General features: G+C 72.2%; 14 protein-coding genes. 11 read left to right on the plus strand and 3 right to left on the minus strand.

Going from position 1 to position 16,765, the window contains the following annotated elements; all coding sequences use genetic code 11:
• Positions 1-6 precede the first annotated feature (6 nt).
• From ACZ6JS_RS17310 to ACZ6JS_RS17320, 3 genes are read left to right on the plus strand one after another with little or no spacing between them, the layout of a single operon-like run.
• Positions 7-1,014, plus strand: coding sequence for a hypothetical protein (locus tag ACZ6JS_RS17310; protein WP_469298713.1), 1,008 nt, complete (start codon positions 7-9; stop codon positions 1,012-1,014).
• Entirely contained in the window at positions 1,011-2,141 is a 1,131-nt protein-coding gene (locus ACZ6JS_RS17315) for a hypothetical protein (RefSeq protein WP_469298715.1), read from the plus strand. Before ACZ6JS_RS17310 ends, ACZ6JS_RS17315 begins: the two co-directional genes overlap by 4 nt.
• A complete protein-coding gene (locus tag ACZ6JS_RS17320) occupies positions 2,138-3,448 on the plus strand; it encodes a hypothetical protein (RefSeq protein WP_469298716.1) in 1,311 nt (436 codons plus the stop codon). The genes ACZ6JS_RS17315 and ACZ6JS_RS17320 overlap by 4 nt, the downstream gene beginning before the upstream one ends.
• 63 nt (positions 3,449-3,511) lie before the next feature.
• On the opposite strand, the gene ACZ6JS_RS17325 is transcribed toward ACZ6JS_RS17320, so the two are convergent.
• On the minus strand, positions 3,512-5,032 hold the full coding sequence (locus ACZ6JS_RS17325) for a peptide MFS transporter (RefSeq protein WP_469298718.1): 1,521 nt from the start codon (positions 5,030-5,032) through the stop codon (positions 3,512-3,514).
• Between the two features lie 496 nt (positions 5,033-5,528).
• Here ACZ6JS_RS17325 and ACZ6JS_RS17330 point away from each other — a divergent pair, with 496 nt between their 5' ends.
• Together ACZ6JS_RS17330 and ACZ6JS_RS17335 are read left to right on the plus strand one after the other, a co-directional pair.
• Positions 5,529-6,206, plus strand: a complete 678-nt coding sequence (locus ACZ6JS_RS17330; RefSeq protein ID WP_030846586.1) for a response regulator transcription factor — start codon at positions 5,529-5,531, stop codon at positions 6,204-6,206.
• A 174-nt stretch (positions 6,207-6,380) separates the two neighbouring features.
• Complete coding sequence (locus ACZ6JS_RS17335; RefSeq protein ID WP_469298720.1) at positions 6,381-7,646, plus strand: ATP-binding protein; 1,266 nt, start codon at positions 6,381-6,383, stop codon at positions 7,644-7,646.
• A 67-nt stretch (positions 7,647-7,713) separates the two neighbouring features.
• Here the strand turns inward: ACZ6JS_RS17335 and ACZ6JS_RS17340 are convergent, their stop codons facing one another.
• Entirely contained in the window at positions 7,714-8,256 is a 543-nt protein-coding gene (locus ACZ6JS_RS17340; protein WP_469298721.1) for a GtrA family protein, read from the minus strand.
• A 66-nt stretch (positions 8,257-8,322) separates the two neighbouring features.
• Between ACZ6JS_RS17340 and ACZ6JS_RS17345 the strand changes: the two genes are divergently transcribed.
• The 4 genes from ACZ6JS_RS17345 (at position 8,323) to ACZ6JS_RS17360 (ending at position 12,519) form a co-directional block, all read left to right on the plus strand.
• The gene (locus tag ACZ6JS_RS17345; protein WP_469298723.1) at positions 8,323-9,582 is read left to right on the plus strand and encodes a 5-(carboxyamino)imidazole ribonucleotide synthase; all 1,260 of its coding nucleotides are present in this window, start codon (positions 8,323-8,325) and stop codon (positions 9,580-9,582) included.
• On the plus strand, positions 9,579-10,115 hold the full coding sequence (gene purE, locus ACZ6JS_RS17350) for a 5-(carboxyamino)imidazole ribonucleotide mutase (RefSeq protein WP_031150900.1): 537 nt from the start codon (positions 9,579-9,581) through the stop codon (positions 10,113-10,115). Before ACZ6JS_RS17345 ends, purE begins: the two co-directional genes overlap by 4 nt.
• A complete protein-coding gene (locus ACZ6JS_RS17355) occupies positions 10,112-11,290 on the plus strand; it encodes a dipeptidase (RefSeq protein ID WP_469298725.1) in 1,179 nt (392 codons plus the stop codon). The genes purE and ACZ6JS_RS17355 overlap by 4 nt, the downstream gene beginning before the upstream one ends.
• Positions 11,291-11,433: 143 nt before the next feature.
• Complete coding sequence (locus ACZ6JS_RS17360; RefSeq protein WP_469298727.1) at positions 11,434-12,519, plus strand: membrane dipeptidase; 1,086 nt, start codon at positions 11,434-11,436, stop codon at positions 12,517-12,519.
• Between the two features lie 88 nt (positions 12,520-12,607).
• Here the strand turns inward: ACZ6JS_RS17360 and ACZ6JS_RS17365 are convergent, their stop codons facing one another.
• A complete protein-coding gene (locus ACZ6JS_RS17365) occupies positions 12,608-13,951 on the minus strand; it encodes a UDP-glucose dehydrogenase family protein (RefSeq protein WP_469298729.1) in 1,344 nt (447 codons plus the stop codon).
• Positions 13,952-14,153: 202 nt separating this feature from the next.
• On the opposite strand from ACZ6JS_RS17365, the gene ACZ6JS_RS17370 reads away from it, so the two are divergent.
• Both ACZ6JS_RS17370 and manB read left to right on the plus strand, forming a co-directional pair.
• A complete protein-coding gene (locus ACZ6JS_RS17370; protein ID WP_030846609.1) occupies positions 14,154-15,311 on the plus strand; it encodes an acyl-CoA dehydrogenase family protein in 1,158 nt (385 codons plus the stop codon).
• 349 nt (positions 15,312-15,660) lie between these two features.
• Complete coding sequence (gene manB / locus ACZ6JS_RS17375; protein WP_469298731.1) at positions 15,661-16,743, plus strand: mannose-1-phosphate guanylyltransferase; 1,083 nt, start codon at positions 15,661-15,663, stop codon at positions 16,741-16,743.
• Positions 16,744-16,765 lie beyond the last annotated feature (22 nt).

Raw genomic sequence — 16,765 nt, forward strand, 5'->3', positions numbered from 1 at the left:
CCGGCCATGCCCGTGCTCCACACCCCCAGGCGGACCGTCCGCCTCCTCCTGGCCCTGCTCGCGGCGGCCGCGCCGTACACGGTCCCCACCGCCCATGCGGCCGCCGACGAACCGGGCTGGACCGCGGAGCCCGCCACCGGAACGGCCGCGGCCCGGCCCGGCGGCGCCCGCCCGTACTTCTACCTGGAGGGCGCCCCCGCCGCCGTGCTGGAGGACCGCCTGGCCCTGACCAACACCACCGACCGGGAACGCACCGTCACCCTGCGCGGGGCCGACGCCCACGCCGACGGCACCTCCGCCGTGCGCCCGGCCGCTCCCGCCCCCGGCGCGGGCGGCGCCGGCTCCTGGTTCGGCTTCGGCGCCGGAGCCACCGTGAAGATCCCGCCCCGCACCCGTGCGGTGGTCCCCTTCACCGTCACCGTGCCGCCCGCGTCACCGCCCGGCGACCATCCCGCGGCCGTGATCGCCACCGAAGCCGGCCGGGAGGTCGGCGTACGGGTCCACCTGCGCGTCAGCGGCCCCACGCTGGCCGCCCTCACCGTCGAGGACGTCGCCGTCCGGGGCCGGGGCGCGGCCGCCGTGGTCGCCTACACCCTGGTCAACCGGGGCAACGTCACCCTCGCCCCCGAGCTGGACATCCGTGCCGAGGGCGCCTTCGGGGAGGTTCCGGGCCGCGGCCCACGGGCAGTGCCGGTCGAACTGCTCCCCGGCCGTCGGGTCGAGCTGACCGAGCCCTGGCCCGGAGCCCCGGTCCTCGACCGGGTCCGCGTGACCGTCACCGCGACAGCTCCCGGCGGCGCCGAGGCCGCCGCGTCCGCCTCCGCCTGGTTGGTGCCGTGGCGGGCCGCCGGCTGGACCGTCCTCGGCCTGCTCGGGTCGGGCGGGACCGCGCTCGCCGCGCTGGTCCTCGTGCGCCGCCGGCGCCTGCGACGGGGACCGGCGGACGGCGGGGCCGGCAGCGGACCGGCGACGACCCCTGCACCGGAACACGAACTGACGGGAGCCTCCAGGTGAGCGCCAAGGTCGGCGGCAAGGTCGGCGGCACCGCCCGGTCCCTCCTGGCGGGACTGGCGGCGTGCGCCCTCGCAGTCCTCCCCGCGGCCCCGTCCGCCGCGGACGACGGCACACCCACCGCTGCGCTCTCCCTCCAGGAGGCGGCCAAGGGCACCGAGATCACCGTCACGGGCACCGGCTGGCGCGCCAAGACCCTGGTGATGCTGCTCGTCTGCGGGCAGAACATGATCGGCGGCACCAACAGCTGCGCCAACGCCGACGGGGCAGCCGTCTCCGTCGCCGAGGACGGGCGCTTCGCGGCCCGCCTGCCGGTCGCGGCGCCGCCGAAGCCCTGCCCCTGCATCGTCAACGTCACCTCCGTCAACGGGGACCGGGCCACCGTCGCCGTCCCCCTGAAGATCACCGATCATCCGGTGGCCGAGCTGCCCGCCGAATCCGGCACGGGCCGCCTCGCGCTGCTCACCGGGGTCCGGCTGGAGGGCGAGGACGGGGTCCTGACCTGGTTCGGCGCCCCGCCCGCCCGGAAGTTCAAGGTCACCGTCGGCAACCTCGGCACGGCCCCCGTCAAGGACCCCGTCTTCCAGCTCGGCACCGCCCACGGCGTGTTCGCCCCGCTGTGGGAGGAGGCCCGATGGAAGGGGACCATCCCGCCCGGCGGAAAGGCGGAGGTCGCGCTCGACGTCACCCTCCGAGCGGGCGCCCACGGCGACCACACGATCTCCCTCAAGTACGGCGAGACGGTCGTGGCCGCCCAGCCGTGGGGCGTGGCCCGCCCGTACGGGGTCCTGCTCTTCCGGGGCCTGCTCCTCGTGGTGATCCCCGCCGCCCTCTTCCGCGTCGGCATGGCTGTCGTCGACAAGGTCCGGCCGCGCACCGGGCACGGCGCCGGGCGACACCGGGGCGTACGGCCCGCCGACGCCGCGCCGGCCGTCACCGCCCGGCTGCCCCGGCTGCCCCGGCTCCCGGCCTCGCGCCCGGCCGCACCGGCCCGTACCGAGCGGCCGGCCGAGCCTCCCGCGACCACCACGGCGGTCCTGCCGTGGTTCACCCCGGACAGCGCGCCGGAGACAGCACCACAGACGTCCGCACCGTCTGAGAACCGTTCGACGACGAAGGGACCATCGTGAAGAACCGACGGAGGGTGAGCGCGGCCCTGGTCGCGCTGCTGCTCGGCGGCGCGGGCCTCGCCATCACGGCTCCAACCGCCCAGGCCGCCGAGGCCACGTTCAAGGTCAGGTGCGTGCCGCCGGCCGGCGGCGGCTCCCCCGTGGAGGGCGAGACCACCGCCCGGATCACCGCGCCGGCCGCGGCCAAGGTCGGCGACGAGGTCGACGTGGCCTGGGAGACGGTCAAGCCGGCTTCCAACAACACGGATCTGATGGACATCCCGCAGGACTCCGTCCAGCCCACCGGCTGGATCACCGTCGGCGGCGGTGGCGGGGAGCTGAAGGTCGTCGGGGAGAAGAAGAACCCGCCGATCCCCAAGAAGGCCCCCATGCAGATGTCCACGATGAAGGGCAAGCTGAAGCTCACCAAGGCAGGCAAGATCACCCTGACCCCGGGTAAGTACGACGTCGCCGTCACCTTCTCCTTCGGCACCTTCGTCACCAAGTGCGCGCCGGTCGGCGAGGTCAAGGGCGGGGCCACCATCGACGTGTCGGGCGGCTCCGGCGGCACGACGTCGGGCGGCACGACCACCGGCGGCACCACGACCGGCGGCACCACGACCGGCGGCACCACGACCGGCGGCACGACGTCGGGCGGCTCCACCACGTCCGGCGGCAGCGGCGGCGGAGGAGGCCGGACCGACTTCCCGGGCAAGGCGGTCGAGGTGGCCTTCGACTGCGGAGCGGTCGTCCCGGGCGGCATCAGGACCCCGGTCACGATCAACGCCAGGAAGAACGGCGGCAGCTACGACCTCACCGTCAAGACCGCCAAGGGCGCGATGGCGGCGCCCATGGCCCTGCCCGCCGGGGCCCTCAAGCCCTCGATGGACGTGAAGCTCGGCGGGGCGGACAGCGGCACGGTCAAGGTCTCCGGACCGGCCAACGCCGAGCCGATCCCGGACAAGGCGCCGGTCAGCCTCAGCGACATGACCGGCACCTACAAGCCCGGCACGTCCGGCAAGGTGACGCTCAGCCCGGACCAGCTGACGATCGACGTGACGATGGCCCCCGGCTCCACGCCGATCAACGTCCCCTGCAAGGCGACGAGCAGCGGCGTCTCGCTGGAACTGGACACCACCGCCCAGCCGGGCGGCTCCGGCTCCTCCACCAGCGCCACCGGCAGCACCACCTCGGGCGGCCTCGCCGAGACCGGCGCGGAGGACGAGGGCGGCATCAAGGCCCTCGCCCTCGTCGCCGGCACGGTGATCCTGCTCGGCGGCGCGGTGTTCACCTTCACCCCGTGGCGCCGCCTGCGCGGCACCCGCTGACACGGCAGCGGCCCGGCACACCTTCCGGTGTGCCGGGCCGTCCCTCCGCCGGAGCGGAACGAGTCAGTTCATGCCGCCCATCAGCGCGTTGACCTTCTTGCGGTACATGAAGATCGCGACACCGGCGAGCACGGCGGCGAACGCCTGGAAGAGGATCACGCCGACACCGTTGAGCTGGACCTCGGCCAGGCCGAGCAGACCGGTGATGCAGTCGCCGGCGGTGACGGCCAGGAACCAGACGCCCATCATCTGGGAGCCGTACTTCTGCGGGGCCATCTTCGTGGTCACCGACAGGCCGACCGGGGAGAGGCACAGCTCCGCGAGCGTGTGCATCAGGAAGATGAGCACCAGCCACCACATGGTGACCTTGGTGTCGTTGCCGGCGGTCTGGCTCAGCGGGATGGCGAAGACGAAGAACGAGGCACCGACGATGACCAGGGCCGCCGAGAACTTCACGATCGTGCTGGGCTCGCGGTTGCGGCGGGCCAGCGCCACCCACGCGGCGGCGAAGACCGGGGCCAGGGCCACCACGAAGAGCGGGTTCAGCGACTGGAAGATCGTGGTCGGGACCTCCCAGCCGAACAGGTTGCGCTCGGAGTTCTTGTCACCGAACAGCGAGAGGGTCGAACCGCCCTGGTCGTAGATCATCCAGAAGACCGCGGCGGCCACGAAGAACCAGATGTAGGCGCTCATCCGGGTCTGCTCACCGGGGGTGAGGTCCTTGTCCCGCTTGATGCGGGTGAGGACGGCGACCGGGATGATCAGACCGGCGATGGTGATCGGGTACAGCGCCCACTTGATGGTGAACATGTCCGCCGCGACGACGGCGCCGTAGAAGACGGCGACGGCGGCGAGGACGGCGAGGGCCTTGGTGATCACGGCCTTGCGCTCGGCCGGGCTCAGCGGGTTCGGGACGACGCTGCTCTTCGGGCTCAGGGTGCGGCCGGCCAGCAGGAAGACGGCCAGACCGATGCCCATGCCGACGGCGGCGAGCGCGAAGCCGAGGTGCCAGTTCACGAGCTCGCCGACCATGCCGATGCCGACCGGGGCGAGGAGGGCACCCACGTTGATGCCGATGTAGAAGATCGTGAAGCCGCTGTCACGGCGCGGGTCGTCCGCGTCCTTGTAGAGGTGGCCGACCATCGTGGAGATGTTGGCCTTCAGCAGACCGGAGCCCACCGCGACGAGCAGCAGGCCGACGAAGAACGCGAGCTGGCCGGGGACGGCGAGCGCCACGTGGCCCGCCATGATCACGAAGCTGGCGATGGCGACCGTCTTGCGGGCGCCCCAGACACGGTCACCGAACCAGCCGCCGGGCATGGCCATCAGATAGACCATGGCCACGTACACGGAGTAGATCGCCGTGGCCGTCGCCGCGGTGAAGCCGAGGCCGCCGCCCTGGCTGCCGGTCGCGGCGTCGACGCCGCCGGAGACCAAGTACAGAACGAGAAGCGCACGCATGCCGTAGTAGGAGAAGCGCTCCCACATCTCGGTCATGAACAGCGTGGCCAGGCCGATCGGGTGGCCGAGGACGGTCTTCTCGTGAGCGGGGCTCGGTGAGGCCGTCGTCAGGCTGGAAGCCATGGTCGATCCTTGCTTGCTCGGGACGCTTCGGCTTCGTGAGCTCATCCGCGCCCGGTGGGGGGTGGCCGACACCGGCGGACGGAGTCCCACCCCACGCCTCGGGGTCTCGCCCCCGTCGAGCAGGGGTGAAGGGAATCCGCAACCGGGATCCACGCCCACCCGCGCACCATCACGCGAGGGGCCCGGCCAACAGGTCATCCACTGTCGTCAAGGCCGGCCGGGTCAGTCCTCGATAAGGCTGCCCGTCCGGTTCAGGACAGAAATAGAGACCTTTGCGCTGATTTTCGGCACAAAGGTCCCTGAGGTATTGCATCAGGCGTCTCGCCACCATACGACACGACACTGCGGCATATGAAAGGACTTGAGAGATGGATCACAAGGCGAGTCGGGAACCGTTCGACCATATTCGAAGGCGCTCGGCGGTCCATAACGCCAGATCGGAAGGGGTCTGCAAGCAGGCCTCTCGATTCAGTCGCCGCGGACTACCATCACCCACATGACGCGTGTACTGCTCGCCGAGGACGACGCATCCATCTCGGAGCCCCTGGCCCGTGCCCTGCGCCGGGAGGGGTACGAGGTCGAGGTCCGCGAAGACGGCCCCACCGCCCTGGACGCGGGACTCCAGGGTGGCGTCGACCTCGTCGTCCTCGATCTGGGACTGCCGGGCATGGACGGACTCGAAGTCGCCCGCCGGCTGCGCGCCGAGGGCCACGGCTTTCCGATCCTGGTCCTCACCGCCCGGGCCGACGAGGTCGACACGGTCGTCGGCCTGGACGCGGGCGCCGACGACTACGTGACCAAGCCCTTCCGCCTGGCCGAGCTCCTGGCACGGGTCCGGGCCCTGCTCCGGCGCGGCGCCGCCGAGACCCCCCAGCCCCCCGCCACCCACGGCGTGCGCATCGACGTCGAGTCGCACCGCGCCTGGATGGGCGAGGAGGAGCTCCAGCTCACGGCCAAGGAGTTCGACCTGCTGCGCGTCCTGGTGCGCGACGCCGGCCGGGTCGTCACCCGCGACCAGCTCATGCGCGAGGTCTGGGACACCACCTGGTGGTCCTCCACCAAGACCCTCGACATGCACATCTCCTGGCTGCGCAAGAAGCTGGGCGACGACGCAGCCAACCCCCGCTACATCGCCACCGTCCGCGGCGTCGGCTTCCGCTTCGAGAAGAGCTGACCCGCAGGGTCCTTCCTCCGGATCATGCCCGGCTCGCGTGCTCCGGCACGCCCGCTCGCCGCGTTGCCGCCGGTGGCCGGCGCCCCGCGTCGCCTCCCCCTCCGCCTTGCGATCGAGCGCGCCGGACCGCTGCCCGCTCCCTGATCCGGCCTGATCCGGAAGAAAGGCCCCCGCATGCGCCGCCGCCTCATCCAGTCCACGCTCGCCGTGGTGCTCGTGGTGATCGCCGTCTTCGGGGTCTCCCTCGTCATCGTGGAGACCCGGACCATCACCAGCAGCGCCCAGGACCGGGTCGAGTCCGAGGCGTTGCGGCTTGTGAGCGTCGTCGAGGCGAACGTCCTCGAGAAGCAGCCGACCGATCCCGCCGCCCTCGCCGAACTGCTCGACGCCGGGCACTACGCGCGGATCACGGTCCCCGGGCAGCCGGTCGTGGAGGTGGGCGCGTCGATCCCCGACAGCGTCGTACGCGGCACCGCGCGCGGCGAGCAGGGCGAGACCGTCGTCGTGGAGGAGGCCCGCTCCACGGTGACCAGGGAAGTCGTACGGACCCTGGCCGTGGTCGGCGCGGTGGCGCTGCTGGCCGTCGTGGCGGCCGTCCTGCTCGCCGTACGGCAGGCGAACCGGCTGGCCTCCCCGCTCACCGACCTCGCCGAGACCGCCGAGCGGCTCGGCTCGGGCGACCCGCGTCCCCGGCACAAGCGGTACGGGGTTCCCGAGCTGGACCGGGTCGCGGACGTGCTGGACTCCAGCGCCGAGCGGATCGGCCGGATGCTCACCGCCGAGCGGCGCCTGGCCGCCGACGCCTCCCACCAGCTGCGCACCCCGCTCACGGCGCTGTCGATGCGGCTGGAGGAGATCACGGTCACCGACGACCTGGCGACCGTGCGGGAGGAGGCCACGATCGCCCTGACCCAGGTGGAGCGGCTCACGGACGTCGTGCAGCGGCTGCTCACGAACTCGCGGGACCCGCGTACGGGCTCCGCGGTCCCCTTCGACCTCGACGAGGTCGTCAAACAGCAGGTGGAGGAGTGGCGGCCGGCCTACCGCAGCGCCGGCCGGGCCATCGTGCGCTCCGGGAAGCAGGGGGTACGGGCCGTCGGCACCCCCGGGGCGGTCTCCCAGGTCCTGGCGACCCTCGTGGAGAACGCCCTCATGCACGGCGGCGGCACCGTGGCCCTGCGCACCAGGGTGATCGGCAATCAGGCGGTCCTGGAGGTCACGGACGAGGGACCGGGCGTCCCGCCCGACCTCGGCAACCGGATCTTCGAGCGGGCCATCAGCGGCCGCAACTCCACCGGGATCGGCCTCGCGGTCGCCCGGGACCTCGCCGAGGCGGACGGCGGCCGTCTGGAGCTCCTCCAGACGAAGCCCCCGGTCTTCGCGCTCTTCCTCAGCCGTACGGCGCCGCAGCCGGCCGAGCGGGAGAAGACGGTCCGCTAGGTGCTGCGACCCGGGGAGCCTTTCCGGCCGCAGCACCACCGGCTGACCGCGGCGGGTCCGGCCGGCCCTACTTGTGCGCGGGCTCCGGCTCCGGCAGCTGCTCGGGCCTGCGCTCCGGCCGGCGCCGCGGCGCCGGCTCCGCCGCCGGCCCGGTGGCCGCGGGCGCGGCGACCGGCGGCAGGGCCTTGAAGACCCAGGTCCGGTACGACCAGAAGCGGAAGACGGTGGCCGTGCCGATGCCGATGAACTTGAAGACGTTGCTCGCGAGCGGGCCGTCCCACCCGAAGCCGTAGGTGGCGGTGTAGAGCACGCCGTTCTCGATGACCAGCCCGATCGCGCTGAATCCGGCGAAGAGGGCCATCTCGCGGGTGCGGCCGCTCTTGGCGCGGTCGCGGTAGGCGTAGTAGCGGAAGCCGAGGTAGTTCGTGGCGATGGCGACGACGGTGGCTATCACGCTCGCCCGGACCACCTGCAGATCGGTGGTGTGGCGGATCAGGTTGAAGACACCCAGGTTGACCAGGACACCCAGGCCGCCGACCGCCCCGAACTTGGCCACCTCGCGCACGAGGCCGCGTACGCGTCCGAGGACCGATCCGCGCTGCGTGGTCATCAGTAGGCCAGTCCCGTCGGTCACCGCCCCCGCTCGGGGCGTCCGGTGTTCTCCGTCAACCCACCCATGCTAAGTCTCCCCCCTGTACTCCGTCTGTGCCTTCCGGCACCCTGCGACGCACGGCACAGAGGGCGATCGCGCCAGGGCACGTCCGGATGGCGGAATACCGGCGGATACCCTGGAGGAGTGACGTTCCCGGTAGTCGGCATGGTCGGCGGCGGTCAGCTCGCCCGCATGACCCACGAGGCGGGCATCCCCCTCGGCATCAGATTCAAGCTCCTCAGTGACACACCACAGGACTCGGCGGCCCAGGTCGTGAGCGACGTCGTCATCGGCGACTATCGCGACCTGGAGACGCTGCGCGCCTTCGCGCGCGGCTGTGACGTGATCACCTTCGACCACGAGCATGTACCCACGGAGCACCTGCGGGCCCTGGAAGCGGACGGCATCCCCGTCCGCCCGGGGCCCGACGCCTTGGTACACGCCCAGGACAAGGGGGTGATGCGCGCCAAGCTCGACGAGATCGGCGCACCCAGCCCCCGCCACCGGATCGTGAGCGATCCGGACGACGTGACCGCCTTCGCGGACGAGGTGGGCGGGTTCCCCGTCATCCTCAAGACGGTGCGCGGCGGCTACGACGGCAAGGGGGTGTGGTTCGTCCGCACCCCGCAGGACGCCGCGGCCCCCTTCAAGGCGGGCGTCCCGGTCCTCGCCGAGGAGAAGGTGGACTTCGTCCGCGAACTCGCGGCGAACATCGTCCGCTCCCCGCACGGGCAGGCGGTCGCCTATCCCGTCGTCGAGTCCCGCCAGGTGGACGGGGTCTGCGACACGGTGATCGCTCCCGCCCCCGACCTCTCCGAGGAGCTGGCGGGCGAGGCCCAGGCCCTCGCCCTGCGCATCGCGCAGGAACTCGGCGTGACCGGCCACCTGGCCGTGGAGCTGTTCGAGACCACCGACGGCCGCATCCTCGTCAACGAGCTGGCGATGCGTCCGCACAACAGCGGTCACTGGACCCAGGACGGGGCCGTGACCTCCCAGTTCGCCAACCACGTGCGCGCGGTCCTGGACCTTCCGCTGGGCGACCCGCGCCCCCGCGCCAAGTGGACCGTCATGGCGAACGTGCTGGGCGGGGACTACCCCGACATGTACGCGGCCTACCTGCACTGCATGGCCCACGACCCCCAGCTGAAGATCCACATGTACGGCAAGGACGTGAAACACGGTCGCAAGGTCGGCCACGTCAACACCTACGGCGACGATTTGGACGCTGTGCTGGAGCGCGCACGCCACGCCGCCGACTACCTCAGAGGAACGGTCACGGAATGAGCACCACCGCCGCAGGGCCCGTCATCGGCATCGTCATGGGGTCCGACTCGGACTGGCCCGTGATGGAGGCCGCCGCCCAGGCCCTCGACGAGTTCGAGATCCCCTACGAGGTAGACGTGGTCTCCGCCCACCGGATGCCGCGCGAGATGATCGAGTACGGGGAGCAGGCCGCCGGGCGCGGCCTGAAGGCGATCATCGCGGGCGCGGGCGGAGCCGCCCACCTGCCCGGCATGCTCGCCTCGGTCACTCCGCTGCCGGTCATCGGCGTGCCGGTGCCGCTGAAGTACCTCGACGGCATGGACTCCCTGATGTCGATCGTCCAGATGCCGGCGGGGGTTCCCGTCGCCACCGTCTCGGTCGCCGGGGCGCGCAACGCCGGCCTGCTGGCCGTACGGATGCTGGCCGCCCACGACACGGAGCTGCTGGCCCGGATGCGCGACTTCCAGCAGGAGCTCAACGACCAGGCCACCGAGAAGGGCAAGCGGCTGCGCACGAAGGTCGCGAACGCGGAGTCCTTCGGGTTCGGCAAGTGAGCGCGGCGCAGCGTCTGGCGGAGGCGCGCGAGCTGCTGGCCGAGCACCCCGTCGTGGACGGTCACAACGACCTGCCCTGGGCGCTGCGCCAGCAGGTGCGCTACGACCTGGCGCAGCGGGACATCGCGGGCGACCAGTCCGCGCACCTGCACACCGACATCCCCCGGCTGCGCGCCGGGGGTGTCGGGGCCCAGTTCTGGTCCGTGTACGTACGGTCCGACTACGCGGGCGACGAGGCGGTCAGCGCCACCCTGGAGCAGATCGACGCGGTCGCCCAGCTGATCGACCGCTATCCGGGCGACCTCGTGCGGGCGCTGACGGCGGACGACATGGAGCAGGCCCGCGCCGCCGGCCGGATCGCCTCTCTGATGGGCGCCGAGGGCGGCCACTCCATCAACAACTCGCTCGCCACGCTGCGCGCCCTGCACCGGTTGGGCGTGCGGTACATGACGCTCACGCACAACGACAACATCGACTGGGCGGATTCCGCGACCGACGAGCCCCGGCACGGCGGCCTGACCGACTTCGGTCGCGAGGTCGTCCGCGAGATGAACCGCGTCGGCATGCTGGTGGACCTCAGCCACGTCGCCGAGACGACGATGCGGGACGCCATCGCCGTCTCGGCCGCGCCGGTGGTCTTCTCGCACTCCTCGGCCCGGGCGGTCTGCGACCACCCGCGCAACATCCCCGACGACGTGCTGGCGCTGCTGCCGGCCAACGGCGGGGTGGCGATGGCGACCTTCGTCCCGAAGTTCATCCTGCCGGCGGCGGTGGAATGGACCCTGGCCGCGGACGAGAACCTGCGGGCGCACGGCTTCCACCACCTCGACACCACCCCCGAGGCGATGGCCCTGCACCGGGCGTTCGAGGCGGAGCGCCCGCGGCCGGTGGCCACGGCCGCCACGGTGGCCGACCACCTGGACCACATGCGGGAGGTGGCCGGGGTCGACCACATCGGCATCGGCGGGGACTACGACGGCACGGCCTTCACCCCCTCCGGCCTGGACGACGTGGCGGGCTACCCGAACCTGGTCGCGGAACTCCTGGCGCGGGGCTGGTCCAGGGCCGACCTGGCCAAGCTGACCTGGTCCAACGCGGTCCGCGCGCTGCGCGACGCGGAAGCGGTCGCACGCGACATGTCGGCGGCCCGGGGCCCCTCGAACGCGGTGATCTAGGGCGAAGCGCCAGATCCGGTGGGTGTGGTGACGCGGTGTGACCGCGGTTCACTCGAACGCCGCACCTGCCGGGCGGCCGCGCCGCAGCACGTGTCACGGTGGCTCCAGCTCTCCCTGCTGCCGCCGAGACCGGAGCGAACGCCATGGCCGACCTGCAGGACGAACCCCATCCCGTGGGCATCGGGGCCCAGGACCTCCAGGCCCCAGCCGGACCCGAGACGAAGGCGAGCACCCTCGAACGGGCCGCCGCGCTGCTGTCCGTCCACCCCGTCGCCGACGGGTGCAACACCCTGGTCTGGACCCTGCGCCAGAGCCCGTACCACGACATCGAAACCCCCGACGCGGGCGTCGACACGGACATCCCGCGCCTGCGCGCCGGGGGAGTGGGGGCCCAGTTCTGGTCCCTGCTGGTGCCGCCGCAGGCCGCCCGGGCCCCCGAGGACGACGCGGTCGGCGACCAGGTGGTGTCCGACACCCTGGAACAGATCGACGCGGCACTGGCCCTCGTCCGCCGCTACCCCGACAGCCTCTGCCTCGCGCTCAGCGCCGACGACATGGCGGACGCCCGCAACCGCGGCCGGATCGCCTCGTTCCTCGGCCCCGTGCCGGGCCGTGCGCTGACCGGTTCGCTGGGCGCGCTGCGCGCCTTCCACGCGCTCGGCGTACGGGCCCTCGCGCCCGCGGGAGCACCCTGGGCGCAGGAGACACTGACGGCCTTCGGCCACGAGGTGGTGCAGGAGGCGAACCGGCTGGCGATCCTGCTGGACCTCGCGGGTTGCGAGCCGGCCGTCGCCCGTCAGCTCGCGGGCGCCTCGAAGGCCCCGGTGATCATCTCGAACACGGCGGCCGCTGCGCTGAACCCGCATCCGGGAAACGTGTCCGACGAGGTGCTCGCTCTGCTGCGCGAGTCGAACGGCCTCGCGATGGTCACCTTCGACACCGCGCGCACCGGGGACTCCCTGCACGCGGTGGCGGACCACCTCGACCACGTGCGGGCGGTCGCGGGCCCGGAAGGCGTCGGACTCGGCGGGGCCTTCGGCACCGAGCCGCCCGGCCCCCGCCCCACCGGCCTGACCGACCCGTCGGGCTACCCGCGGCTCATCGCGGAACTCCTGGACCGCGGCTGGCCGGAGTCCGACCTCGCCCTGCTCACCTGGGGCAACGCCCAGCGCGTGATCCGCGACGCCGAATTCACCGCCCGCCGCAGGTCAAGCCCCGCCGGCGTCTGAGGCGCGGGGGGCCGAGGCAGCGCCCCCGTCACGGCGCCGCCCCCGGCGCAACCGCGCCGGGCAGACCCGCCGGGCAACCCCGCAGGGGTCAGGCTCGGGGCCGCCCCATCGCCCGGTACGTCCAGCCGGCGGCACGCCACCGCACCGGGTCCAGCGCGTTGCGGCCGTCCAGCACGAGCCGGTCGGTCACGACGGAGGCGAGCTCCGCCGGGTCGAGGTCGCGGAACTCGCGCCACTCGGTGAGGTGGAGGACCACCTCCGCGCCCCGGGCCGCCGCGAGCGCGGAGTCCGCGTACCCGAGGGTCGGGAAGACCCGCCGGGCGTTCTCCATGCCCTTGGGGTCGTAGACGGTGACCTGACCGCCCTGCAGGTGGATCTGGCCCGCGACGTTCAGTGCGGGCGAGTCCCGTACGTCGTCCGAGTCCGGCTTGAAGGTGGCGCCCAGCACGGCGACCCGCTTGCCGAGGAAGGACCCGCCCACGGCCTCGCGGGCGAGCTCGACCATGTGTCCGCGCCGCCGCATGTTGATGGAGTCGACCTCGCGCAGGAAGGTCAGCGCCTGGTCCGCGCCCAACTCGCCCGCGCGCGCCATGAAGGCCCGGATGTCCTTCGGCAGGCAGCCGCCGCCGAAGCCGATCCCGGCCCGGAGGAACTTCGCGCCGATCCGCTCGTCGTAGCCGATGGCCTCCGCCAGCTTGACCACGTCACCGCCGGCGGCCTCGCAGACCTCCGCCATCGCGTTGATGAAGGAGATCTTGGTGGCGAGGAAGGAGTTGGCGGCGGTCTTGACGAGCTCGGAGGTCGGGAAGTCCGTGACGACCAGCGGCGATCCCTCGGACATGGGGGTCTCGTACACCTCGCGCAGCAGCTTCTCGCCGCGCTCGCCCTGGACGCCGATCACGATCCGGTCGGGGTGGAGGGTGTCCTGCACGGCGAAGCCCTCCCGCAGGAACTCCGGGTTCCAGGCCAGTTCCACGTCGTCGCCGGCCGGGGATAGCTCCACCAGCTTCTCCGCCAGCCGCTGCGCCGAACCCACCGGCACGGTGGACTTGCCGACGACCAGCACCGGCCGCGTCAGGTGCGGGGCCAGCGAGGCCATGGCGGAGTCGACGTAGGACATGTCGCACGCGTACTCGCCGTGCTTCTGCGGGGTGTTCACGCAGACGAAGTGGACGTCGCCGAAGGCGCCGACCTCCTCGTAGGACGTCGTGAACCGCAGCCGCCCGGTCGAGCCGGGCAGTCCGGCCACGTGCTTGGCCAGCAGTTCCTCCAGCCCGGGCTCGTACATCGGCACCCGGCCCGCGGCCAGCATCTCGATCTTCTCCGGCACCACGTCCAGTCCCAGCACCTCGAAGCCCAGCTCGGCCATCGCCGCGGCGTGGGTCGCGCCGAGGTAGCCGGTGCCGATCACAGTGATCCTGAGGGGGGCCATGGGTGCTCCAGAGGTGCGGGGCCGTTTGCGGCCACTGAGCATAGTCGGGCCGACACGCGGGGACGTTCCCCAGGAGCACCGTCTCTGTCACGCAGCTCACGTGGCCCGTCCATATCGCCATCCGTGACCGGGACACTAGGATTGGGTTACTTAACGGTAGTTAGCATCACGTAACGCGTGTCACCCTGGGGAGTGAGAGATCTTGGCGGGTTCTGCCGACTTCGACCTGTACCGCCCGGCCGAGGAGCACGACATGCTCCGCGAGTCGGTCCGCTCGCTCGCCGAGGCGAAGATCCTGCCGTTCGCAGCCGCCGTCGACGAGGAGTCCCGCTTCCCGCAGGAGGCCCTCGACGCGCTGGTCGCCAACGACCTGCACGCCGTCCACGTGCCCGAGACCTACGGCGGCGCGGGCGCCGACGCCCTCGCCACCGTGATCGTGATCGAGGAAGTGGCCCGCGTCTGCGCCTCCTCCTCCCTCATCCCGGCCGTGAACAAGCTCGGCTCCCTCCCGGTGATCCTCTCCGGCTCCGAGGAGCTCAAGGCCAAGTACCTCGGCCCGCTCGCCAAGGGCGACGCGATGTTCTCCTACGCCCTCTCCGAGCCGGACGCGGGCTCCGACGCCGCCGGCATGAAGACCCGCGCCGTGCGCGACGGGGACTTCTGGGTGCTCAACGGCGTCAAGCGCTGGATCACCAACGCGGGCGTCTCCGAGTACTACACGGTCATGGCCGTCACCGACCCGGAGAAGCGCTCCAAGGGCATCAGCGCCTTCGTCGTCGAGAAGTCCGACGAGGGCGTCTCGTTCGGCGCCCCGGAGAAGAAGCTCGGCATCAAGGGCTCCCCGACCCGCGAGGTCTACCTCGACAACGTCCGGATCCCCGCCGACCGCATGATCGGCGCCGAGGGCACCGGCTTCGCCACCGCGATGAAGACCCTCGACCACACCCGCATCACGATCGCCGCCCAGGCGCTCGGCATCGCTCAGGGCGCGCTGGACTACGCCAAGGGCTACGTCCAGGAGCGCAAGCAGTTCGGCAAGCCGATCGGCGACTTCCAGGGCGTGCAGTTCATGCTCGCGGACATGGCCATGAAGATCGAGGCCGCCCGCCAGCTCACGTACTCGGCCGCCGCCAAGTCCGAGCGCGTCGACGGCGACCTGACGTTCTTCGGCGCCGCGGCCAAGTGCTTCGCCTCCGACGTGGCCATGGAGGTCACCACGGACGCCGTCCAGCTCCTCGGCGGCTACGGCTACACCCGTGACTACCCGGTGGAGCGCATGATGCGCGACGCCAAGATCACCCAGATCTACGAGGGCACGAACCAGGTCCAGCGGATCGTCATGGCCCGCAACCTGCCGTAAGCCGCGAGGCTCCGGCCCGCGCACCAGGACGACCCCCGGCCCGGGCCGGGGGTCGTCCTGTACCGATCCGCCCGCAGCGGATCGCCGCACCGCCCACGGCTGCCGGGTTCGTCCCGGTACGGGACGGACGCCGCGAGCAGGGCTTCCGGCACCCCGGGCCCGCAACTGCCCGGCCGGGCCGATCCGTTCGCCCCTCACAGCGCGAACACCCGGTCATTTCATGACATACCGAGCGCAGCGCCCGTACGGTGCGCGCGCCGGCCGGCACATCCGGCACCGGCCTCCGGGCATCCCCGGATGGGCTAAATTTGGACCTTCGTACGCCGGAATCGGTTGGGGAGAACGCGCAATGACGGAAGCGATCCTGCTGGTCGGCGGACAGGGGACACGGCTGCGTCCCGTGACGGTGAACACGCCCAAGCCGATGGTCCCCACGGCGGGCGTCCCGTTCCTCGCCCACCAGATAGCCAGGGCCGCCGCCGCCGGTGTCACGCACATCGTCATGGCCACCTGTTACCTCGCCGAGGTCTTCGAGCCGTACTTCGGGGACGGTTCCGACTTCGGCCTCAGCCTCGAGTACGTGGTCGAGGACGAACCCCTCGGGACCGGCGGCGCCATCCGCAACGCCGGGCAGCGCCTGACCGGCGGCCCCGACTCCTCCGTCCTCGTCTTCAACGGCGACATCCTCACCGGCCTGGACATCCGCGGCCTGGTGGAAGCCCACGAGGCCGCCGCCGCCGACGTCTCCCTGCACCTGGTGCGGGTCGAGGACCCGCGGGCCTTCGGCCTCGTCCCCACCGACCCCGACGGGCGGGTGCTGGCCTTCACCGAGAAGCCGCAGACGCCCGAAGAGATCATCACCGACCAGATCAACGCCGGCTGCTACGTCTTCCGACGCAGCGTCATCGACTCCATCCCGGCCGGCCGCCCGGTCTCCGTCGAGCGCGAGACCTTCCCGGGCCTGCTCGCCGCCGGGGCCAAGCTGCACGGAGTCACCGAGAACACCTACTGGATGGACCTCGGCAGGCCCGAATCCATCATCCAGGCCTCCGCCGACCTCGTCCGCGGCGTCGTCCCCTCCCCGGCCGTACCCGGCCGCCGCGGTGAGTCCCTGGTGCTGCCCGGCGCACAGGTGGCCGCCGGAGCCAAGCTGTCGGGCGGCACCGTCGTCGGCGCCGGCGCCCGGATCGGGGCCGGCGCGGTCGTCCAGGGCTCCATCGTGCTCGACGACGCGGTCATCGGCCCGGACGCGCAGGTGAGCGCCAGCCTGATCGGCGCCAGCGCCTCCGTGGGCGCGCGCACCGTGCTGGACGGCACCGTCGTCGGCGACGGCGCCGTCGTGGGCGCCGACAACGAACTGCGGGCCGGCGCCCGGGTGTGGTGCGAGGCGCAACTGCCCGCCGCCGCCATCCGCTTCTCCCCGGACGCCTGAATCCCGGTCCGGGGAGGCGGGG

The organism is Streptomyces sp. NPDC046349, assembly GCF_055587885.1.